Origin of the sequence: Halochromatium roseum (genome assembly GCF_016653315.1) — a bacterium.
GTDB classification, from domain to species: Bacteria; Pseudomonadota; Gammaproteobacteria; order Chromatiales; family Chromatiaceae; genus Lamprobacter; species Lamprobacter roseus.
In genome coordinates, this window is record NZ_NHSH01000086.1 from 24096 (window position 1) to 45282 (window position 21187).

Sequence of the window (21187 nt, forward strand, 5' to 3'; positions counted from 1 at the left end):
CAGGCAGGGCGGATGGATACCACCACGTTCAGTCAAACCGTCCATGTTCAGGGCCTGTCCGCCTGCCCATTTGCAGATGGGTCAAGCTCGGTTTGATCGGCCCGCTCGGCTCGGTCTGCCCGCTGTTGGGCACGCAACTCGCTCAGTAGGGCCAATGCCTGCTCGTAGTCGAAGTCGCCGATGTGCTGCTCTAATCGATGCAGTCGTTCACCGAAGGCCGCACTCAATAGCGGTCTCGCATCCGCAAACAGGCGATTGGCCTCGGTGTCGTCATTCGACAGCAGACAGGCTAGCCGATCAAGCTGAACAACGAGCTGCTGATATTGGTCATCAGCCACAGCCCCCGCGGCGACCGCACACGAGCCTTGTTCAGGAGACCGATCCAGGGGCACTCGATGGACAGCGGCACAGAAGGACTGCAGCGCCAATCCCAACTGCTCGATCGGCGCCCGCAACCGCTCCGGATTGAGCCCCATACGCGCGGCCTGCTCAATATCCGCGGCATGGTAGCGAATGCGATCGGCCGCCAAGGTGGCAGCAACGCCCTTTAGCGCATGCGCTAAGGGTGTGATAGCCTCCCAATCACCCGTTTGCAAGCACTGACTCAGGCGCTCCGCATCCTGCCCGTGATCGTCAACAAAGCGATGCAACAGCCGACTGTAGTGGCGACTATCGCCACGCAGCCGGCGCAGTCCATGCTCGACATTGAGTCCAGGCACCTCAGCCAGCATCCGTGCCACCGCACCGGCGGAGGCATCATTCACTGCAGGCGGGCGCTGGGACGCACTTGGCCATGCATTTGGCCATGCATTTGGCCATGCATTTGGCCGCTCATGTGGCCTCATCGTTGACGCGGCGCCAGGCGAGGCGCCTAGCGGCGTCGCCGAGTGGCCTTGGGGCAACCACTGCTGCAGGGTCGCGACCAGCACATCCGGCTCGATCGGTTTGCCGATGTGCGCATCCATACCGGCCTCTAGCGAGCGTTGCCGATCCGCCTCGAACACATTCGCCGTCATGGCCACGATCGGCACCCGCTGACACCCGGGGAGGCGACGAATCTCCCGCGCCGCCATCAAGCCATCCATCACCGGCATCTGGATATCCATCAGGATCAGATCAAAATTGTGCTCGCGCACCTGTGCAACCGCCTCGGCACCATCTGCGGCAATCCTGACGCGATGCCCGAGCGCCTCGATCAGCTCGCGCGTCACCTCTTGATTAATCGCATGATCCTCGACCACCAGGATGTCAGCGGAGATCGACTCGGCGGCGGGATGGGTCCGGGATGGATGGGCCCCGGATGTGCGCATCGCATCCGGCTGCGCCTTTGCATTCGCCTGGGCCTGAGCCTGGATCTGGTTCTGAGCCTCCTGCAGCGCGGATTGCAAGGTATCGCAGAGCTTGGAGGCGGTTACCGGCTTGGCTAACACCTGGGTGATCCCTGCTGAGGCCGCCAGATCCGTCGGCAGCTCATCGCCAAAGGCGGTCACCAGGATGCACCCCGGCACCTGCCGCAGTGGCAGCGCCTGGATACTCTGCGCGGTGTCGATGCCGTCCATCTCCGGCATGCGCCAATCGACCAGCACCAGATCGAACGGCTGCCCAAGGCGGTCGGCCTTGAGGACCGCGCTCAGCCCGAGCGCGCCGCTGGCCACCGCCTCCGCCCGCACCTGAAAGGTCTCGAGCAGTTGCACCAAGATCTCGCGATGCGCGGGATCATCATCGACCACCAGCAGGCGGCGCTCTTGCAGCCGCGCCAACAGAGACCCCTCTGATTGCGCTGAGGCAGCGGGCTGAAACGGGATCTCGACGGCAAAACAACTGCCCTGCCCCGGCTCGCTGCGCACCCGGATCTGCCCGCCCATCAACTCGCACAGCCGCTTGCTGATCGCCAGCCCCAGGCCGGTGCCGCCATAGCGCCGCGTGGTGCTGGCATCGGCCTGCTCGAAGGCCTGGAACAGGCGCGAGCGCTGCTCCTCGCTCATGCCAATGCCCGTGTCGCAGACCTCGAAGCCGAGCCGCAGCGCAGTCTGCGCGGTCTTTCCGCCCAGTCTGGGCGTTTCAGGCAGTCCGGGCTTTTCGGGCTTTTCGGGTCGTCTGGTCTGATCGGTCTGGTCGGGTCTGGCCGTCTGTCCGGTTGGCGCGGTTGACGCAGTTGACCCGGTTGAATGAGTGCGCGCCGCCGGCTGCCCCGCATCGAGCAGGACGCCTTGGATCGAGACCTCGCCCATCTCGGTAAACTTGGCCGCATTGCTGAGCAGATTCAGCATGATCTGCCCAAACCGGGTGCTGTCGCCGCGCACCCGCAACGGCAAGTGATCGAGATCGATGCGCAGCTCCAGGCCTTTGTTGATCAGGGTCGGCGTCACCAGGGCGCAGACATGGTCAATGATCCGTGCCGGTTCGAAGTCGTCTTCTTGGAGTTGGATCTTGTCGGCCTCGATCTTCGACAGATCCAGCACATCGTTGATGATATGTAACAGATGCTGCGCCGAGGCCGAGAGCTTCTCGAGCTGCTGCGACTGCCGAGGGGTGAGCGGATCACGACGCATGAGATGGGCATAGCCGATGATCGCGTTCATCGGCGTGCGGATCTCATGGCTCATATTGGAGAGGAACGCCGACTTGGCGCGATTGGCGCTCTCCGCGGCGGTCTTGGCGGCCTGCAGATCGATGGTCCTTGAGGCGACCAGCTCTTCGAGATGCAGCCGGTATTCATCGAGTTCGCGCTCCCGGCGCTTGCGCTCGGTGATGTCCTGCCAGACCCCAGAGATCATCTGGCGGCCGTCATGCTCGACCAGCCGGAAGGTGAGATTGACATCCAGAAGCGAGCCGTCCTTGTGCCGCATCCGACTCTCGAAGCCACGGATCTCGCCGGCGAGGATGGCGCGGATATTGTCGGCGATGGTCTCCGGATCATGCTCGGCCTCGAAGTCCCGGACCCTGAACCGGGCGAACTCGGCGCGACTGTAGCCCAACCCCTGGCAAGCGGCATCGTTGAATTCGAGGATGCGCCCGGTCTCGGGCTCGGCCAGCACGATGGCATCGGTGGTCTGCCCGAACATGGTTTCGAGCAACGACTCGCGCTCACGCAGACGCTGTTCGACCGAGGCCTGCTGGGTGATATCGCGCACCGCCACCACATGGCGCCCAGAGGCGGCGAGCGCACCAAAGCGCGCCTCGAAACGATGCAGCCCCGCGGGCATTGGCAGCTCGTACTGGAACGACACCCAACGCTCACCCTCGCGCGCGCGCCGAAGCGCGTCAGCAAACGCCGGGCCGATCTCCGCGGGCAGCACCGCCTGCGGCGTCTTGCCCAGGAAGACCTCTGGCGGCACGAACAACTCACCGGTCTCGGCCTGATAGAAGTCGACGATGGTGCCGTCGGCCTCGAGCACGAAGATCAGATCAGCCGGTGCCGCGTGTTCTGTCATTGTTGTTGTTTTCCTGCCGGATCATTCAGCGGCCTGTATCAATGGCCAGGATCAACGCCACGGAGTGACCTGAAAGCACATCGGCGCTTGGTTATTAGCGTCCGCTGGTTTGCCAAATCATATACCCTTTGCTTTGAGTGGAAAACGCTCGGGATGCTCAATGATCTCTTCCGTTAAATCAACATCGAGGTCCGGCCAGTAAAAATGACCTTGAGCAAGCTCTTCGACATTGAGGATCAGCTTCACGGCTCGATCCTTAAACCATGGAAAATGGTCGTACGACAAAAAAAGCTCTTTGTCATGCGCAAGCAGCCAGAGACCATGGCCAGAAATATTCGTGACCTCAACCGCTGAAGTGTTGGCGCCATGCGCTAATGAGCTCACCATGATGAACCTCAATCAATGACTCGATGTGTTTCAGCTGCTTTCTGGAATAGCGATGATTCTTCGCCAACTCTATTTCTGGCTCTAACCAGAACTTTGCCTCACCCTCACCAGATATCACCTGGACATGCATGCGTTCCTCCTCCCTTGAGAAGAAGAAAAACCGATAGCCATCCTCTCTGAAGGCGGTCGGACTCATCTTCTATCGCACTGCCCGGGATGATTGGTGATTCGTTTCTTGAGCTGCTGTTTATGCAAAGCGCCGTACCTCCCCCTCGCCGTCGATATTCTCCACGCAACGCCCGCAGAGTTCGGGATGGGCGGCCTGAGCGCTAACATCGGCGCGGTGATGCCAGCAGCGCACGCATTTCGGATGCGCGCTGGCGCGAATGCGCACCGCGAGCCCCTCGACATCGGTATCGAGCGCGTCTTCGGGCCGCTCGCCCAACGCATGCACCCGCGCCTCGGAGGTGATCAGCACGAAGCGCAGCTCATCGCCGAGGCGGCCGAGCAGGGCTTGCAGCTCCGCTGAGCAATAGAGATCGATCTCGGCATCGAGCGCGGCGCGGATCTGGCCTTGCGCGCGCGCGGCCTCGAGCTGGCGACCGATGGCGGTGCGCACCGCCAGCACCTGACTCCAGAACGCACGATCAAAGGGGTCGCCGGCGTCGAGCGCGAATAGGCCGTCATACCAGCGGGCGGTGAAGAGGGTCTCGTCACGCTCGCCGGGCAGATGCTGCCAGATCTCCTCGGCGGTGAAGCTGAGGATCGGCGCCAGCCAGCGGCTCATGGCCTCGATGATGTGATACATCGCGGTCTGACAGGAGCGCCGCGGCAGACTGTCGGCGCCGGTGGTGTACTGGCGGTCCTTGATCACGTCCAGATAGAAGCCGCCCATGTCGACCACGCAGAAGTTGTGCAGCCGGTGGTAGATCAGATGGAACTGATAGTCCTGATAGGCGGCGATGAACTCCTGCTGCAGTTGCAGCGCCCGGTCCACCGCCCAGCGGTCGAGTTCGATCATCTCGGCGGCGGGAACCAGATCCTTGGCCGGGTCGAAGCCATTGAGGTTCGAGAGCAGGAAGCGCGCGGTGTTGCGGATGCGCCGGTAGGCATCGGCGGTGCGCTTGAGGATCTCATCGGAGACGCGCATCTCGCCGCGATAATCAGCAGCGGCGACCCAGAGCCGGATGATGTCCGCGCCCAGGGTCTTCATCACCTCCTGCGGGCGCACCACGTTGCCCTTGGACTTGGACATCTTCTCGCCCTTCTCATCCACGGTGAAGCCATGGGTGAGCACCGCGCGATAGGGTGCCTGGTCGTGCATCGCCACCGAGGTCAGCAGAGAGGACTGGAACCAGCCCCGGTGTTGATCCGAGCCTTCGAGATAGAGATCGGCCGGGCGGCGCAGTCCGGCCCATTCGGCAGCGGTGACGCCAGCATCGGCGCCGCGATCGAGCACGCAGGCGTGGGTGACGCCCGAATCGAACCAGACATCCAGGGTGTCCTGGACCTTCTCGTAGCGCGCGCCCTCCTCATCGCCCAGCAGTTCCTCGGCGCGCAGTTCGAACCAGGCATCGATGCCCTTGACCTCGATGCGTTGGGCCACCTGCTCGATCAGTTCGGACGTGCGCGGATGCAGCTCGCCACTCTCCTTGTCGACGAACAGTGTGATCGGCACGCCCCAGGTGCGCTGGCGCGAGATGCACCAGTCCGGTCGGTTGCGCACCATGCCGTCGATGCGCGATTGGCCCCAATCCGGCATCCAGCGCACCTGGCCGATCTCGCGCAGCGCGGACTCGCGCAGGCCGGCCTGCTCCATGCTGATGAACCACTGCGGGGTAGCGCGGAAGATGATCGGCGTCTTGTGCCGCCAGCAATGCGGGTAGCTGTGGCTGAAGCGCTGCTCGCGCACCAGTGCCTGCTTCGCCTTTAGGGTCTCAATGACCTGCTCATTGGCATCGAAGACATTCTCGCCGGCAAACAGCGGCGTGCCGTCGAGGAAGCGGCCGTTGCCGCCGACTGGATTGTCGACCGGCAGATCATAGCGGCGGCCGACGATGTAGTCCTCCAGGCCATGACCGGGCGCGGTGTGCACCGCGCCAGTGCCGGCCTCGAGGGTGACATGCTCGCCGAGGATGATCGGCACCTGACGCTCATAGAACGGGTGCGCGAGCATCAGACCCTCGAAGGCATCGCCACGGCCATAGGCGATGACCCGATAATGCTCGATGTCCCAGCGCAGCATGGTGTCCTTGAGCAGGCCCTCGGCGACCAACAGCCGCTCGGCACCGTTCGGCCCGTCCTCGGCTACCTGCACCAGCGCGTATTCAAGCTCGGGGTTCAAGGCGACGGCCTGGTTGGCCGGCAAGGTCCAGGGCGTGGTGGTCCAGATCACCACCGACATCGGCCCGCTGCCATGCCCGGCGATTGCCCCATCGGCGGCGCCAGTCGTTGCTCCGCCAACGCCAGCAACAGCAGCCACGCCAACAGTCGCCGTCTGCGCGATACCAGCGGCGCTCGCATCGCCCCCCGTCGCCTCGCCGTCTGGCACCTCTGGCTGGGGATGGCAACGCGCCAGCAGCGCCTCGGGATCAGCCACCGCAAAGCGCACATCGATCGCGGTCGAGTCCTTGTCGGCATACTCAACCTCAGCCTCGGCCAGCGCCGAGCCGCAGTCGATGCACCAGTGCACCGGTTTGGAGCCCTTCTGCAGATGGCCGTTGGCGATGATCCGCCCGAGCGCGCGCACGATGTCGGCCTCGAAGCGCGGCGCCATGGTCAGGTAAGGATGCGCCCAGTCGCCCAACACACCCAAGCGCTGGAAATCCGCGCGCTGGCCATCGACCTGCTTCGCGGCATAGTCGCGACAGGCATGACGAAACTGGGTGGCGCTGATCTTCTGCCCCGGCTTGCCCTTCTTGCGCTCGACCTGCAGCTCGATCGGCAGACCGTGACAATCCCAGCCCGGCACATAGGGCGCGTCCAACCCATCGAGGGTGCGCGACTTGACGATGATGTCCTTCAATACCTTATTGACCGCGTGGCCGATATGGATCTCGCCGTTGGCATAGGGCGGCCCATCGTGCAGGATGAAGGTCTCGCCACGCGCGCGCGCCTCGGCCCGCGCCGCGCGCACCAGGGCGTAGACATCGATCGCCTGCCAGTGCTTGAGCATCTCCGGCTCGCGCTGGGCTAGGTTGGCCTTCATCGGGAAGCCGGTCTGCGGCAGATTGAGGGTGTGTTTGTAGTCAGTCACTGCTTGAAAAACCCGTTGTACGCGCGGGTGCAGGCAAACAGCACCCGATCTGAATCAGTTGGGGGAGAGACTACCAGACTCGCCTCACTCTGGCGCTCGATGCACGAGACTCATGGCTCATGGCCTGGCTCATGGCTTGGCTCATGGCTTGGCTCATGGCCTGGCTCATGGCCTGGCTCATGGTCTGGCTCATGGCTCACTGAGCCTTATGGCGCCTCGGGAAAGAGCTTGCCAACTTTGCTGGCAAAGAACCGCTCGCTCCAGAGACTCAGGCTAGCCTGATCCGGCGCGCTGATAAAAGGGGCCACATCACGCGCCGCTTGGGGCCAGTCGATCTCGGCAATGCGCGCCATCAAGGCCGCTTTCAGCCATTGCCGATCGACGCGCGGAGGCTGCTGCGCCCAAGGGCCGACTTGGGCCAAGGCCGCCTCCAGATGCGGCAGATTCGGGGCAACTCGGCCCGCGACATACCAGGCAAAATCAAACCAATCCCGGCCCTTCACATACGGCCGGCACAGCAATGCGTGCAGCTTGAGCGCGAAGTTGCTCGGTAAATCCTGAGCGCAGAGCTCGAAGTCCAGCGGGAAATCCAGGTACTGAAAGTCGAAGCCCGATCCTGCCGGTGGTCGGGTATCCAGCTCCAACTTGACCCGCAGCTTCTTGCCGGAGCCTCCCCGGTAAAACGAGAGATCCAGTTGGCGGCCGAGGAAATCGTCCTTGATCATGGCCTCCCGCACGGCTCGCGTCATCCTGCTTCGGTCGCGCAGCTCACAGCGGATGCCGAAATCGGCCAGCACATCGGCCATGGTGGCGAGATAGGGCTCCCAGCGAAAGTCAGGGGCAGGCGTTCGCGAGATGAAAGCCAGATCTTCCGAAAAGCGCCTGAGGCCGTGCAGGATGCGCAAGGCCGTGCCTCCCTGAAAGGCCGCCTGCTCGAAGAAGCCTGCCCGCCAGAGTCCGTAGAGCGCAACCTCTTGCAGGATCTCCCGCAACGCTTGCTGCTCACGGTGCGCATCCGTCGCGGCATGGGACTGCAAGCGCTCACGCAGTAGGTCGATCACTGACAACCGCCCTGGCTGAGCACCCGTCCATCTTCTGCTTCCCCTGACAGTCGATAGCGGCTGAGGCCATCGATGACCTGCTGCATCCGCCGATGCCGATAGACGCGGCGCAGTGCTTGCAGCCGCTCGACTTCTAATGCGGCCAATGGCTCCAGATCGATCCGCGCCCCGCCGAGCCATGCGCGCGCGCTACTCCAGTCCCAGCGATGCAGGCAGAAGAGATCAAGCAGCGCCCGCAGCGGTTGAGCAACCAGGGCGGCTTGGTCTTGAAGCACGACCCGGCCCACAGCCTCCAGCATGAACCCCTTGATCAACGGCAATGGAGCGAATTGGAACAGGCCGGCTTCATCGATCTGGTACTGACGACTGCGCCGATCTGGAGTAACCGCTTGGACCAGCGTCACCGCCTCCGGAATCCAGCCATGAAAGGCCAGTGCCGACTCGAAAGAGACATAGGCACCAGGCACCAAGCCTTGCACCAACACAAACGAATGCGCACCGCTACCAGGATAGGCACCGCCGCCAGGATACGAGCTGCCGTTAGCAACCCGACTCGCGAGACGATAGCGGCCACGCCGCAGGCGCAGCAATTCACCCCGGTGCAAAGCACGATTAACCAGATTGTAGCGACGTTGCGCGCTGCCCCCGAGCAGGCGCGCAAGCTGTGCCTCGGAGAGCGTTCGCTGTTGCAAGCCGGCGCTCAGGATGGTTTTGGTCAGCGTCTCCATTCATGCAAGATACTTTCATTTTATGAAAGGATCAAACATGACTTGGACAACCTCACAGCCCACCTCCGCCATCAACGATCTTCAGCGGATACGCCGCCAGTCGGCCTGGATCAGATTGCGCGCGGCGCTGCTGAAGACGAGGCCGACTTCAAAGAGACCCTTCCCTGGTGCATCCTGATACTTCTGGCTGTAACCGCGCGCCTGGATCTGCGCCAGGGCTGGGTTGATGGCAGGCGCTGCTTCCTGATCGTCTTTGCCGCGCGCATCACGCACCAACTTGATCTCGATGACGTAGATGTACCCGGCAAGCTTGAGGGTCAGATCGACCTGACCTTGATTGGTCAGATCCTCCGGGATGATCCCGGCATCCAGGCTGGCGAAGAAGGCATAGAGCACGCTGGCATAGTAGCCCTCGGCTTCGGGCAGATCGTTGCCGGTGAAGTTGCGCCAGGGGATGCTGGCGAACAGGCGTTTGATGGTGGCGACGAGGGCCGGCAGGTCGGCCTGCGCCAAGGCCTCGATGAGCCCCCGCTTATAGCTCAGGCGCGTGTCGCTGATGCCCGCATAGGCATCGATGAATTGGTTGTTCAGCGCGCGCCGCACCTCGCTGTTCGGGATGCGCAACCGAAAGGTCAGCTCACCCCACTGCTGCGTGGTCGAAGCCACGGTCAAATACCCCGCCTGAAACAGCAGCGTCACGGGATTGATCCGCTCGACGTCGAAGGAATCCAGGATCTCTTCGCCCACCTCAAGCTGTTCCAGATCCGGCAGGAAGTAGCGTCGCTGCTGAAACAGCTTGATCAAGAAGCTCGGGCTGCCGGTCTCGAACCAGTAGTTGCGGTAGCTGTGGCCATCGCTGATGAACAGCAGGATGTCATAGGGGTTATAGACCGGCTCACCGAGAAAACCGTAGCCGTTGTACCAGCGACGCAGCTCGTCCCAATCGACACCGGCAAGATGCTCAGCGAAGGTGGTCTCGAGATCCTGCTGGGTGTAGCCGCAGATGGTCGCAAAGGGGGCGCTGAGCGTGATGTCGCGCAGTTGGTTGAGCCCCGAGAATAGGCTCACGCGGCTGAATTTGCTGACTCCGGTCAGAAACACGAAGCGCAGATGGGCATCCTGCGCCTTGAGCACCGAGTAGAGGTTCTTCAGCCCATCGCGCAGCTCGGCGGCGCGCTCCGGATGCTCGATGTTGTCAAGGATCGGCTTGTCGTATTCGTCGATCAGCACCACCGCGCGTTGGCCGCTTTGGACATGGGCCTGGCGGATCAGGTCAGCGAAGCAGCCCGGGATGTCAGTATCCTGCCCGTCGCCATCGATCCCGAGTCGCAGGGCATTGTCCTTGAGCAGTTTCCGGATGCGCCGATCCAGCTCGGCACGGTTCTGGAGCACACCGGCGGCAAAGTCGAGCAGGATCACCGGATGGCGCTGATGCCAATCCCATTGGTCATGGATATGCAGGCCGCGAAACAACGCCTCGTTGCCCTCGAACAGCTCCTTCAGCGTATCGACGAACAGGCTCTTGCCGAAGCGGCGCGGGCGCGAGAGAAAATAGGCCTTGCCTTGTTGCGCCAGCGCCTGGGCCGCGGCGGTTTTGTCGACGTAGCAATAGTCACCCTCGCGGATCTCGCGGAAGGTCTGGATGCTGATGGGGAGTGGTTGTCTGGACATAAGGCTAAAGTCGCAAGTCAGCAGTGGTCGAGTGCTGCAAATCCCTTCATTATCCCGCAGGGCGATCAACTGATTGCATCGCAGCCGGCGTCCCCGAGGCAGCCGAGCAAGCTCATCGCATCAGGGATGCCGGGCTTCCACCGCCACAGGGTATCCTTGTCGCCTGCAGTCCAAGGCACCGCACTGTCCCGATTATGAATCTCCGCGATATCAAGTACATCCTCGCCCTTGCCGAGACCCGCCACTTCGGCCGCGCCGCCGAGCGCTCGTTCGTCAGTCAACCGACGCTGAGCGGCCAGATCCGCAAGCTCGAGCATGAGCTAGGCGTGACCATCTTCGAGCGCACCAACCGCTCGGTGGAGATCACCCCCACCGGTCAGCTGATCCTGCAGCACGCACGCCTGCTGATGGAACAGGCCGATGCCATCGAGCAGGTCGCGCGCGCCCATCAGGACCCGCTCGCCGGGCCGCTGCGCATCGGCGCCATCCCAACCCTAAGCCCCTACCTGCTACCGCTGATCCTGTTGCCGCTGCGCGAGCGCCTGCCACAGATCAAGCTAGTGTTGATCGAGGAGATCACCGAGACCTTGCTCAAGCGACTGGAACATCATGAGGTGGATGCGGCGCTGCTGGCGACCCCGGTCAGCGAGCCGGAGCTGGTCGCGCGGCCACTGTTCGAGGAGCCGTTCTGGCTCGCCTATCCGCAGCAGCATCCGCTCGGCGATCAGGCCGAGATCACCGAGGCCGATCTGGAAGAGACCGAACTGCTGCTGCTCAGCGATGGCCATTGCCTGACCCATCAGGTGATGGAGGTCTGCCGTCTGGCCGAGCGCCCACGCAATGGCGAGATGGCCGATCTGCGTGCCTCGAGTCTCGAGACCCTGCTGCAACTAGTCGGCGCCGGTTTCGGCTGCACGCTGCTGCCGGCACTGGCCTGCAGCGGCGAGAATCCACCGGACAGCCCAATCGTGCGGCGGCCGCTGCATCTGCCAGATGCCTATCGGCGCATCTCGCTAGTCTCGCGGCGCAGCTTCCCGCGCCAGCAGGCGCTGGATGCGTTTGCTGAGGTGCTGCTCTCACAGCTGCCAGACTCGGTGCGCCCGTTGCCAAGCACTTCAGCTGCTGCTGCAACCCCAACTGCAACGGCACCTCTCACAGCCAACGATACGCCGCGTTCTTCGACACCTTCCGTAGCATCAGACACATGAGCGAGCTTCGCTTCTTCGCCAGCGCCGCGCGCAATCTCGAGAGCCTGCTCGCCGACGAGCTACGCGGCCTCGGTATCGAGACCGCCGTCGAGACCCGCGCCGGGGTCCAGTTCTCCGGCAGCCTGGCCGATGCCTATCGGGTCTGCCTCTGGTCGCGGGTCGCCAGCCGCGTGCTGCTGCCGCTCAGCGACTTCGCCGCGCCAGACCCGGACGCCCTTTACGCCGGCATCCGCGAGATCGACTGGTCCGAGCACCTCGGCCCGGAGCAGACCCTCGCGGTCTCGGTCGACAGCGCCCGCTCGCAGATCGAGCACACCCAGTTCGCCGCCCAGCGCATCAAGGACGCCATCGTCGATCAGATCCGCGAGCGCAGCGGCAGCCGTCCGAGCGTGCGTCCGATCCAGCCCGATCTGGCGCTGCGCTGCCGCCTGTTCCGCGACCAGGCGGTGCTCTTTCTCGACCTCTCCGGCGAGGCCCTGCACCGGCGCGGCTGGCGTCTCCAAGGCGGTGCCGCGCCCTTGAAAGAGACCCTCGCCGCCGCGCTGCTGCTGCGCGCCGGCTGGCCCGAGATCGCCGCCGGCGGCGGTGAGCTGCTCGACCCACTCTGCGGCATCGGCACGCTAGTGATCGAAGGCGCGTTGATCGCTGCCGACATCGCCCCCGGGCTGCGGCGCACCTATTGGGGCTTCAGCGGCTGGCGCGGCCATGATCAGGCGGCCTGGAGTGCCTGGAGGACGCTCCTGGCCGAGGCCAAGGAGCGCCGCGCAACCGGCCTGCATCGACTCGCGCGCAGCAGCACCCGACTGTGCGGCAGCGATCTCGATCCGGCCGCAATCAAGGCCGCGCATGCCAACGCCTCGCATGCCGGGCTTGCCGGCCATGTGCAGTTCGAGCGACAGGCGCTTGAGGATTGCCGGCCCAGTGGCAGATCGCAGATGGCAAGCCTCAGCCTCGATCAAAGCCTGAATCCAAGCCCAGGCCTCAGTCCAGACTCAAGCTCCGATCCGCTGACCGGCACAGGCACCATTGCGGACACCAACGCCAGCAGCGCGAGTTCGAGCGCCAGCAGTGGCACCGACGTCGAGGCCGGCAACGGCGGCAGCGTGGAAACACGCGTTGGCACGGACACTGACATCGGTCTGAGACCCCCTGCGGGCAACGCTCACAGGAGCCCCCAGCCGATCCCCTCTGCCGCCTCATCCGAGCGTGCATCAAATACCACGCCGATACCCGGCCTGCTGATCACCAACCCGCCCTATGGCGAACGCATCGGCGCCGAGGATCTCGCCGGCCTCTATCAGTCGCTCGGGGTGCTGCTACGCTCCCAGTTCGAGGGCTGGCGCACTGCCGTGCTGACCGGCAACCCGGAGCTCGGCAAGCGCATGGGGCTGCGCGCGCGCCGGTTCCATAGCCTCTACAACGGCCCCATCGAATGCCGCCTGCTGCACTTCGAGGTCCGCCCCGAGGCCCATGTCTCCGACCGCCCGCGCCCGCTGCCCGTCGCTGAGCGCGGACCCGGCGCCGAGATGTTGGCCAACCGGCTGCGCAAGAATCAAAAGGCGCTCAGGAAATGGCTAGAGCGCGAGGGCATCCATTGCTACCGACTCTATGATGCCGATCTACCCGAGTACGCGCTGGCGGTCGATCTTTACCAGAGTGCCGACCCGGCGACCCCGGAGCGGCGCTTCGTGCAGGTGCAGGAATACGCCGCCCCGTTCGGCATCGATCCCAAGGCCGCGCGGCGGCGGCTGCGCGAAGGCATCGGTGTCATCGCCGAGGTGCTCGAGGTGCCGGAGCACGACCTGTTCTTCAAAGTCCGCCAGCCGCAGCGCGGCAAGGCCCAGTACGAGCGGCTGGCGCAGACTGGCCAATTCCACAAGGTTGCCGAAGATGGCCTGACCCTATTGATCAACTTCGAGGACTATCTGGATACCGGCCTGTTTCTTGATCACCGTGAGACGCGGCGGTTGATCGGCCACCTGGCCGCTGATCGCAACATGCTTAATCTGTTCGGCTACACCGGCGTCGCCAGCTGCCATGCCGCGCGAGGTGGCGCCCGCTCGACCACCACGGTTGATCTCTCCAAGACCTACCTCGATTGGGCGCGGCGCAACCTGGCCCTGAACGGCTTCACCGGCCACGACCATCAGCTGATCCAGGCCAACTGTCTGGAATGGCTGGAGCAAGCCCGCGCCTACCGCGGTCACTTCGGGTTGATCTTCCTCGATCCACCGACCTTCTCCAGCTCCAAGCGCATGGACGGCACCTTTGAGGTGGAGCGCGATCAAGTCAGACTGATCCGTTCCGCCATCGCCCTGCTCGCCCCCGATGGCGAGCTGATCTTCTCGACCAACAAGCGCCGCTTCAAGCTCGACGAGGAGGCGCTGAGCGATCTGGACATCAAGGACATCAGCGCCCAGACCATCCCCAAGGACTTCGCCCGCCATCCGCATATCCACCGCTGCTGGCGGATTCGGCGCCCACAATGACCATTCACTCGCTCCACCTCAGAGAGCAAAATGCTCGCGGATCGCGAACACAAATGCCTCAGCGGCTTCGACGCTCTGAAGACCGATGGCGTCGTCGATGATGTCGCCGGTGTAATCCGCGACCAGTCGCGCCTCTTCCGCCCGTTTCAGCTGTCGGCCGAGTTCTTTGGGCAGGATGCCAGGTTTGATCAGGTGCAGGCTAAACGCATTGATGAGCCCTTGATGGGTCTTACCAATATGTGGTGGTAGGCCTGTATCGGCAGCCAGCAAGGCAGCTCGAGCGGCGTCGAACATGGCGTAGTAGGCCCTGTTGCAAGCGCCGTCGACATCACCAGACTCGAGAAGCAGGCGAGCTGAAGCAACGGCTTGCGCGGCCTTGCGCATCATGACTTCCGCCGTCAGCGCGGTCGTCACAGCGGAATCCCCTCTCGGGCAATGGAATACAGCAAGGCCGGATTGGAAAATGTCTCAGGATGTTCCCATTGGTCGAGCCATACCGGCAGCGGCGAGATATTGATCTCGGTGTCCAGTAGTACGTCGAAGGCAAGATCCGCCATGTCCAGTTTGGTCGAAAGCAATCCCTGATGCGCGCCTCGCAACAGAATCATGAGATCGGCATCACTGTCTTCCCGCTGATCGCCACGCGCTCGACTCCCAAACAGGATCGCACCAGCGATCTCGTAGCGGACCGATGCCAAGCGCAAGAACGCTTGCACAGCGGTCTGAGTCCGTTCATCGATGGTCACCGTCGCGTCGCTACTCATCTCATCTCATCTCATCAGTGTATGTCGTTCTCGTCAGCCATCTTTGTTGTGAACCTTGCGTAACTCATCCACGATACTCGCGCCGTGCGACCACCGCCAAGGCCTCCACGGGCCGCTCGCCTTCATGGCGCAGCACCACCGTCTCGAGCTGGTCGATGACCAATCCCGCCGCATCGAGCACCTGGCGCAGATAGCGCCGGCTGTGTCGATAGCGTCCTGACGGCTGGAGTTCCCAGGCTTCAGCGTCGGCCTCCTCCGTGGTGGCGATGAACAGGCCTTCGGGCCGCAGCGCGGAGGCGACAGCGGCAACCAGCGGTTCCAATGCGCCCAGGTAGATCAGCACATCGGCGGCGATGATGACGTCCCAGTCCGCCTGCGCTGTGGCCAAGAAGCTCTCGGCATCGGCCTCATGCAAGCCGTCATAGAGATCGCGCTCGGCGGCGCGGGCGAGCATCTCGGGCGACAGGTCCAAGCCCTCCAGGCGCTGAGCCAGTGGGCGCACCACCGGCGCGACCAGCCCGGTGCCGCAGCCGAGGTCGAGCAGGCTGTCCACACCCTCGGGACGTGCCGCGCGCAGCAGGCGCTCGACCAGGGCCGGACCGGCATAGTCGAGGGCGCCGAGCCGGTCATCGAAGCTCTCGGCGAAGGCGTCGAAGGTGGCCCGCACATAGGGACTGCTGGCCCGCTCGGGCGGCGCGGCGTCCATCAGCGCCGGCGCCAGATGCTGAGCCGTCGGGCTGTCGGGGTAGGTGCTGAGCCAAGCGATGGCCTCTTGCCGGGCCTGCTCCAGGCTGCCAGCGGCACGCAGCGCATAGAGGGTTTGGCCATGGACCGTGTGCAGGGACTCTGCGTCGGGCTGCAACGCTAGCGCGCGGCGGCCTTCCTGCAACGCGGTCTCGAGTGCTCCAGCATCCTGAGCCGCCTCCGCCAAGCCCACACGCGGGGTCGGATCATCTGGCGCAACGTCCGTCGCGGCCCGAAACGCCGCCATCGCCTCTTGCGGCTGCTGCAGCCGGCGCAGGGCGTTGCCCAGCATCAGATGCGCCTGTGCCAATTGCGGGGCCTGCGCGATGGCCTGGCGCGCGGTCTGGGCCGCTTCGTCATCGCGCCCCTTGCGCCATAGCGTCGCCGAAAGCCCGGTCAGCGAAGGGACGTGCTCGGGGCGCTGCACCAGCGCGCGGCGGTGCAGCGCCTCAGCCTCATCCAGGCGACCTGCCTCGCGCTGCGCGTGTCCACAGGCGGTGAGAATCGGGGCCGAGTCGGGCGCCAGGTTGACCGCCCGCTCCAAGGCCTCGAGCGCCTCATCCTGCCGATCCTGCGCCTTGAGCACGGTGGCGAGATTGGCCAGGATCTCCGGGCTATTCGGCGCCACCGCTAGCGCATCGCGATAGGCGCCCTCGGCCGCGGCTGGCTGGCCGGTATCCTTCAGCGCCAACCCCAGATAACGATACACCTCGGGATTGTTCGGATCACCCTTCAACGAGGCGCGAAAATGGCGAATCGCCTCCTTGGGCCGACGGCGTTGGTGGACCGCGATCCCCAGATAATAGAGGGCGCGGGCATCAGTCGGACGCCGCCGCAGGATGCGACGGTAGGCCTTCTCGGCCTGTTCGAGCTGACCGGCACGATGGAGGCCGGCGGCCTCAGCGAGCGCCTTGTCCCCACTGCATGAAGGTCCCCGCATCGAACCGCGTGAAGCGGTGCGCCGCGACTGCACCATGATGTCTCTCCCGTTCGGTTTCGTCGGTTGCAGCGGCGAGATTGTGGTTCGCGCCGTCGCGCGAGGTCAATGATTGCGGCCCCCAAATCAGGTTAGACTCCTGGCGTATCCTATGTTCTGTTTGACGCACTGACAGTGCCTCCATGGACCTCGCGCATGTGCTCAGCAGACAACGACCAGCGCGAGCCAGCCTCTGGCCCGACGATCCTGAACCAACCCCAGCGAAGCCGCTCGAATCGGCTGCTAACACAGATTCCATGCGCTTGCCGCCAGCGCGCGTGCGCAGAGACAGCCCTCGTCAGCGCCAACCACCCTCAATGAACATCAAACACCGCGGCCAGATCTACAACATCTATGTCGTTGTTGGCCTGAGCAGCCTGTTGCTGATCGGCAGTTTCTACTTCTTCGGCCTGCGGCCGCTGATCGAGTATCTCCGAGCAACCCACACCCAGAGCCTGAATCTCGCGGTGCAGAACAGCGCCGGGCGCTTGCAGGGCATCCTGCGGCATCATGAAGATCTGGCGCGACAGACGGCAAGCCGTACCGCGATTCGCCTCAAACAGGCCGCCTATCTACGCGGCGAGATCAGCCGCCAGGCACTGGTCGACTTCAGTCAGCCGAAGCTCGCCGATGCCTTGCGCGCCAACGACCTCATGCTGGCCATCGCCCGTCATGGCCCTGATGGCGAACGCCTGTTCGGTGTCGGTAGACCGGTTCCCGTGGCACTGACGGCGGCCTGCATGGACGACGCGCTCGAGCAGGTGCAACGACTGTCGAACGACGCCGCCAAGCGCACCGGCGCGCTGGTCTATTGCTCGCCGCTGTTCGATGCCAGCGGTGAGCGCATCGGTTTCGACACCCTGATCATCAGCGATCAGGCGGTGCAGCAGTTCATCGACGAACAGAGCCATCCCGCCAACCTCTTGGCGCTGATCTCCGGCGAGCGTCAAATCACCTACTGGCCACGCCAAGCAACAACCGACCGGCCCGCTGATGACCAAGCTGTCACTGAACAGCCCACGACTGACCAGGCCGCTGCTGAGCAAACCCTGAATGACCAGGCTTCAAGGAATCATCAGGCTTCGAGGAATAATCAGGCTTCGAGGGATCAGACTCCGAATGATCAGGCTCAGAGGGATCAGGCTTCGACGGATCAGGCCCAGACAGCGCTGCGACAGTTTTTGGCATCCGACCTGACCGACCCACGCTTCATCATCCGCCAACAACCGCTCGAGGGGGACCGCTGGAGCCTGGTCTCGATCGTTGACGCCGAGCAATTCCATGCCCCCATCGACCAGCAGATACAGGTGTTACTGGTGACCACGGCTGGCGCCACCCTGGTCATCTATCTGCTCACCGTGCTGGCGCTGCGGCCGATTGTCTCGACCCTAGCGCGCGAGGAGCATCTGCTCTCGCTCTCGCGCACGGATGGACTCACCGGGCTCTACAATCACGCCTATATGCAGGAGTTGATCGATACCGAACTCGAGCGCGCCACGCGCTATCAACGCCCGTTGACACTGGTCCTCTTCGACATCGATCACTTCAAGGCGCTCAACGATCAATACGGTCACCAGGCCGGCGATCAGGTCTTGATACAGCTCGCTCGGCTGAGCCAGACACTGATCCGCGATTCCGACAAGATTGCCCGCTATGGCGGCGAGGAATTCCTCGTCATCTTGCCCGAGTCGGAGTCCGAGCAGAGTCAGTCATTCGCCGAGCGCCTGCGCCATGAGATCGAACAGGCCCGGTTCCACTTTGGCGAAACGCGGCTGCGGATCACCATCAGCATCGGCCTCGCGCATTGGCACGGAACAGGCCACCCGCCGACCAAGGTCGAATTGATCCGCGCCGCCGATCGCGCGCTCTACAAGAGCAAGGAGCAAGGGCGTAACCGGGTGACGCTGGGATGAGCGGGCGCGGCCAGGTGCAGGCCGGCTAGGCTGCCCGAGTCAAGCGCGCGCGATCGGCAAGATCCTGCTCGCGCTGTCGCACACGGCGCTCATAGCTGGCCTGGTTCTTGGTACAGATCAGGGTATAGGGACGGCCCAGCTTGTTGGTGCGGCAATCCAGATCGCACTGATCGAGCTGGATTCTCTGCTCGACATGACTCCTCGCGTCTTGGACGGCCTTGAGCTGCCAGGTCGACTCGCTCGGCGAGGCCAGAAAGCGGCTGAGGTCTTGGCAATACTGGCAACGACAACGCAGCTCGGCCTCACGCCGCCAATCGGCGGGCGGCTCCAGCGGCTCGGCGATGCGTCGCTCGAGATGCGCGAGCACCGCCTCGCGCAAACCGGCGGATGCGCTGCCTGCGGGCATCAGCGCCGCTGAGTCGGCCAGATTCAGGGCCGCCGCGAGCAGGATGGCGTCCATCGGATAGCGCTCGGGATCAGACAGACAGCGTGCTAGGGCCTGCTCGGCGAGACTCGGGTCGATCTGGTCCAAGGCCCGCAGCGTATCGGCGACCAGCCGTTGCGATGGCTTTGCGGCTCGCCACTGCGGGATGACCTCGGCCGCATCGCCATCATCAGCACCAACACCGGGCCGTGACCCGACGGTCTGTGCCGCTGCGGGCTGTGGCGCACCGGGCAAGCCGGCTAACAGGGCGGCAGCCGCCGGCCGCAGTTGCTCGGCATCCAGCAGGTTCTGCTCGACACAGCGCGCCAAGAGCGCGGCACAGGCCTCTGGTGCAACGCGGACATTCCCCTTGACCAGGATCGCCAGCAGTTCGCCGGCGCGAGCGGCGGGCACGCGACCAAGCAGTTCGACAAGCTGGGCATTGTCGGCCTGATCATAAGCACCGGCCGCCATCCGCTCGACCACGAACTCCGCCGCCGCGGACGCATCACCCAGCGCGCTCAAGGCGCTGAGCAAGGCCGCGCCGTAGCCGGCCTTGTTGGCATTCTGCGCCTGCCAACGCTCGCGCGGCCAATCGTCGCGAATCGCCAGCGCCAGCCCATGTGCCTGCTGCCAGGCCTCGTCGCCCGAGACCGCACCGGCCGCTCGCCAACGTTCGACCAGATCAGTCAGATAGGGCAGGCTGACGCTCAGTCCCGCATCAACCAGCACCAGCGACCGATGCGCGCGCGGCCAGAGCACCAGCGCCGCGCATTGGTAGCTGCGCTCGTAGGAGGCACCTTCGTTGCCGGTGGCCTCCTCGAAATCGGGCTCGATGTCCTCGAAGCCATCAAAGGCATCCGGCGGGCTGACCTCATCGTCATCAAAATCCAGATGGCCCAGCTCCAGCGGCTCCCCATTGGCCGCGCGCCACTGATGGATATAGCGGCCTTCCTCGAAGACCTCACCCACCTCCATATCCACATCACCGCCGTACCAACCGCCGGTGTACTCGGCGCTGCCCTGCTCAAAGAGGGTGACCAGCCCAAGGTGCAGATCGCAGTCGGCCGCTTGCGCGGCATCCAGCACCAGGCTCGCGACCGCGGCATCGGCGCCCTTGAGGCTGTGAAAGCCCAGCTCCGCTGGGGTATAGGCATGCTCCAGCGGCAGCACCAGTTTGTCTGGCTCGCCCTGCCAGCCGCGCAGCTGTTGCGTCAACTCCTCGCGCTGGCTGTCATGATCCGGCGGCTGCGGCAGCGGGCCACCATCGGTACGGATCAGGTTGTAGACCAGCGCGAGGCGATGGCCAGAGGCGATCGGCTGCACCTCATGCCGGCAGTCGGCGTAGAAGGCGGCGAAGGCGACCTCCGAGGGCTCATCGCGGCGCAGATCCAGGCGCACCTCTTGCGCCTTGTGGCGGATGATCAGCTCGCCGCCGGTGTAGAGCGAGGGCAGCACCATCACCAGGGTGGCAAACATGCCGGGCGCCTTCTCGGTATCGCGATGCGAGACAAAGAAGCTGCCGGCATCGTAGATCAGCAGCTTGTAGAGCGCGGCCTCGACCTGGCCATGCACGCCTAACCCGGTGGTGACCTGGCGCACCACCCGCTCGAGATCCTCGGCCCAGCGCCGGCCGCTGAGCTGCAGCTTGGCGGCATCGATCTGCCAGGTTCGGCGCACTTCGGTATCCACCAGCGTCTCCGTCCCGCGGCCGTAAGGTGCTTGCTCCGCCAGCGCAACCAGCTGCTCGGCCTGCGCTGGCAACAACGGCATGGCGACCGGGCCGAGTCCCTCGACCTGGAGCTGGAAGGGATGCATATCTAAGGTGCCGCTGGCATAGAACTCGCCAGGATGCTGGACCTCAGACAGGATGGCGGCGATCTGGTTGGCAAGATGGGGCATCGGAAGCGCTTCGTTGTTGGTTGGATTGGGTTGCTTGCGTTGGCGCCTGAAAGGCCCTGGCAGTGTACTTGATCGGCCCGACGGTGGCAGGTCAGGCATGGATGAAGGCGATGAACGTCAAGCCATGGCGCTTGCGCGAACAGGCGCGATAAACTGCTGTCTTAGACATCGAAACGACACTCAATAAATCCACGCCCTCTGTCTCGATTACAGACTGGAGACAACATGTG

General features: G+C 64.0%; 14 protein-coding genes. 3 read left to right on the forward strand and 11 right to left on the reverse strand.

Annotated features, from left to right (window positions below; translation table 11 throughout):
• Window positions 1-47: 47 nt before the first annotated feature.
• The 7 genes from CCR96_RS23630 to CCR96_RS23660 all read right to left on the reverse strand — a co-directional run bounded on the left by CCR96_RS23630 (window position 48) and on the right by CCR96_RS23660 (window position 10537).
• Window positions 48-3434, reverse strand: a complete 3387-nt coding sequence (locus CCR96_RS23630; RefSeq protein WP_201224481.1) for a hybrid sensor histidine kinase/response regulator — start codon at window positions 3432-3434, stop codon at window positions 48-50.
• A gap of 117 nt (window positions 3435-3551) precedes the next feature.
• Entirely contained in the window at window positions 3552-3821 is a 270-nt protein-coding gene (locus tag CCR96_RS23635) for a DUF2442 domain-containing protein (protein WP_201224483.1), read from the reverse strand.
• On the reverse strand, window positions 3778-4017 hold the full coding sequence (locus CCR96_RS23640) for a DUF4160 domain-containing protein (protein ID WP_201224485.1): 240 nt from the start codon (window positions 4015-4017) through the stop codon (window positions 3778-3780). The genes CCR96_RS23635 and CCR96_RS23640 overlap by 44 nt, the downstream gene beginning before the upstream one ends.
• Before the next feature lie 51 nt (window positions 4018-4068).
• A complete protein-coding gene (gene ileS, locus CCR96_RS23645; RefSeq protein ID WP_201224487.1) occupies window positions 4069-7077 on the reverse strand; it encodes an isoleucine--tRNA ligase in 3009 nt (1002 codons plus the stop codon).
• 206 nt (window positions 7078-7283) lie between these two features.
• The gene (locus CCR96_RS23650) at window positions 7284-8138 is read right to left on the reverse strand and encodes a nucleotidyl transferase AbiEii/AbiGii toxin family protein (RefSeq protein ID WP_201224489.1); all 855 of its coding nucleotides are present in this window, start codon (window positions 8136-8138) and stop codon (window positions 7284-7286) included.
• Entirely contained in the window at window positions 8135-8866 is a 732-nt protein-coding gene (locus tag CCR96_RS23655) for a hypothetical protein (protein ID WP_201224491.1), read from the reverse strand. The genes CCR96_RS23650 and CCR96_RS23655 overlap by 4 nt, the downstream gene beginning before the upstream one ends.
• A gap of 81 nt (window positions 8867-8947) precedes the next feature.
• Window positions 8948-10537: an ATP-binding protein gene (locus tag CCR96_RS23660; protein ID WP_201224493.1), complete on the reverse strand. Its 1590-nt coding sequence runs from the start codon at window positions 10535-10537 to the stop codon at window positions 8948-8950.
• 194 nt (window positions 10538-10731) lie between these two features.
• Between CCR96_RS23660 and CCR96_RS23665 the strand changes: the two genes are divergently transcribed.
• Both CCR96_RS23665 and rlmKL read left to right on the forward strand, forming a co-directional pair.
• Window positions 10732-11745, forward strand: coding sequence for a LysR substrate-binding domain-containing protein (locus CCR96_RS23665; protein ID WP_201224495.1), 1014 nt, complete (start codon window positions 10732-10734; stop codon window positions 11743-11745).
• On the forward strand, window positions 11742-14234 hold the full coding sequence (rlmKL, locus tag CCR96_RS24925) for a bifunctional 23S rRNA (guanine(2069)-N(7))-methyltransferase RlmK/23S rRNA (guanine(2445)-N(2))-methyltransferase RlmL (RefSeq protein ID WP_242519330.1): 2493 nt from the start codon (window positions 11742-11744) through the stop codon (window positions 14232-14234). The genes CCR96_RS23665 and rlmKL overlap by 4 nt, the downstream gene beginning before the upstream one ends.
• Window positions 14235-14252: 18 nt before the next feature.
• Here rlmKL and CCR96_RS23680 read toward each other — a convergent pair whose 3' ends face one another.
• The 3 genes from CCR96_RS23680 to CCR96_RS23690 all read right to left on the reverse strand — a co-directional run bounded on the left by CCR96_RS23680 (window position 14253) and on the right by CCR96_RS23690 (window position 16682).
• Window positions 14253-14648 carry a HEPN domain-containing protein gene (locus CCR96_RS23680; protein WP_338035941.1) on the reverse strand — a complete coding sequence of 132 codons (396 nt, stop codon included), beginning with the start codon at window positions 14646-14648 and terminating at the stop codon, window positions 14253-14255.
• A complete protein-coding gene (locus CCR96_RS23685) occupies window positions 14645-14998 on the reverse strand; it encodes a nucleotidyltransferase domain-containing protein (RefSeq protein ID WP_201224496.1) in 354 nt (117 codons plus the stop codon). The genes CCR96_RS23680 and CCR96_RS23685 overlap by 4 nt, the downstream gene beginning before the upstream one ends.
• Before the next feature lie 64 nt (window positions 14999-15062).
• Complete coding sequence (locus tag CCR96_RS23690) at window positions 15063-16682, reverse strand: tetratricopeptide repeat protein (RefSeq protein WP_201224498.1); 1620 nt, start codon at window positions 16680-16682, stop codon at window positions 15063-15065.
• 353 nt (window positions 16683-17035) lie between these two features.
• On the opposite strand from CCR96_RS23690, the gene CCR96_RS23695 reads away from it, so the two are divergent.
• Window positions 17036-18631, forward strand: a complete 1596-nt coding sequence (locus tag CCR96_RS23695) for a GGDEF domain-containing protein (RefSeq protein WP_201224500.1) — start codon at window positions 17036-17038, stop codon at window positions 18629-18631.
• 25 nt (window positions 18632-18656) lie between these two features.
• Here CCR96_RS23695 and CCR96_RS23700 read toward each other — a convergent pair whose 3' ends face one another.
• Window positions 18657-20957 (reverse strand): 2OG-Fe(II) oxygenase, encoded by a 2301-nt coding sequence (locus CCR96_RS23700; RefSeq protein ID WP_201224502.1) that lies wholly within the window; start codon window positions 20955-20957, stop codon window positions 18657-18659.
• Between the last annotated feature and the right edge of the window lie 230 nt (window positions 20958-21187).

What these genes read in the sequence shown, in the direction of transcription:
- rlmKL (WP_242519330.1), top strand. Translation starts at nt 11,742, where the DNA reads ATGAGCGAGCTTCGCTTCTTCGCCAGCGCCGCGCGCAATCTCGAGAGC.
- CCR96_RS23695 (WP_201224500.1), top strand. Translation starts at nt 17,036, where the DNA reads ATGAACATCAAACACCGCGGCCAGATCTACAACATCTATGTCGTTGTT.
- CCR96_RS23630 (WP_201224481.1), bottom strand. Translation starts at nt 3,434, where the DNA reads ATGACAGAACACGCGGCACCGGCTGATCTGATCTTCGTGCTCGAGGCC.
- CCR96_RS23700 (WP_201224502.1), bottom strand. Translation starts at nt 20,957, where the DNA reads ATGCCCCATCTTGCCAACCAGATCGCCGCCATCCTGTCTGAGGTCCAG.
- CCR96_RS23635 (WP_201224483.1), bottom strand. Translation starts at nt 3,821, where the DNA reads ATGGTGAGCTCATTAGCGCATGGCGCCAACACTTCAGCGGTTGAGGTC.
- CCR96_RS23660 (WP_201224493.1), bottom strand. Translation starts at nt 10,537, where the DNA reads ATGTCCAGACAACCACTCCCCATCAGCATCCAGACCTTCCGCGAGATC.
- CCR96_RS23665 (WP_201224495.1), top strand. Translation starts at nt 10,732, where the DNA reads ATGAATCTCCGCGATATCAAGTACATCCTCGCCCTTGCCGAGACCCGC.
- CCR96_RS23655 (WP_201224491.1), bottom strand. Translation starts at nt 8,866, where the DNA reads ATGGAGACGCTGACCAAAACCATCCTGAGCGCCGGCTTGCAACAGCGA.
- CCR96_RS23685 (WP_201224496.1), bottom strand. Translation starts at nt 14,998, where the DNA reads ATGAGTAGCGACGCGACGGTGACCATCGATGAACGGACTCAGACCGCT.
- CCR96_RS23640 (WP_201224485.1), bottom strand. Translation starts at nt 4,017, where the DNA reads ATGAGTCCGACCGCCTTCAGAGAGGATGGCTATCGGTTTTTCTTCTTC.
- CCR96_RS23690 (WP_201224498.1), bottom strand. Translation starts at nt 16,682, where the DNA reads ATGCGGGGACCTTCATGCAGTGGGGACAAGGCGCTCGCTGAGGCCGCC.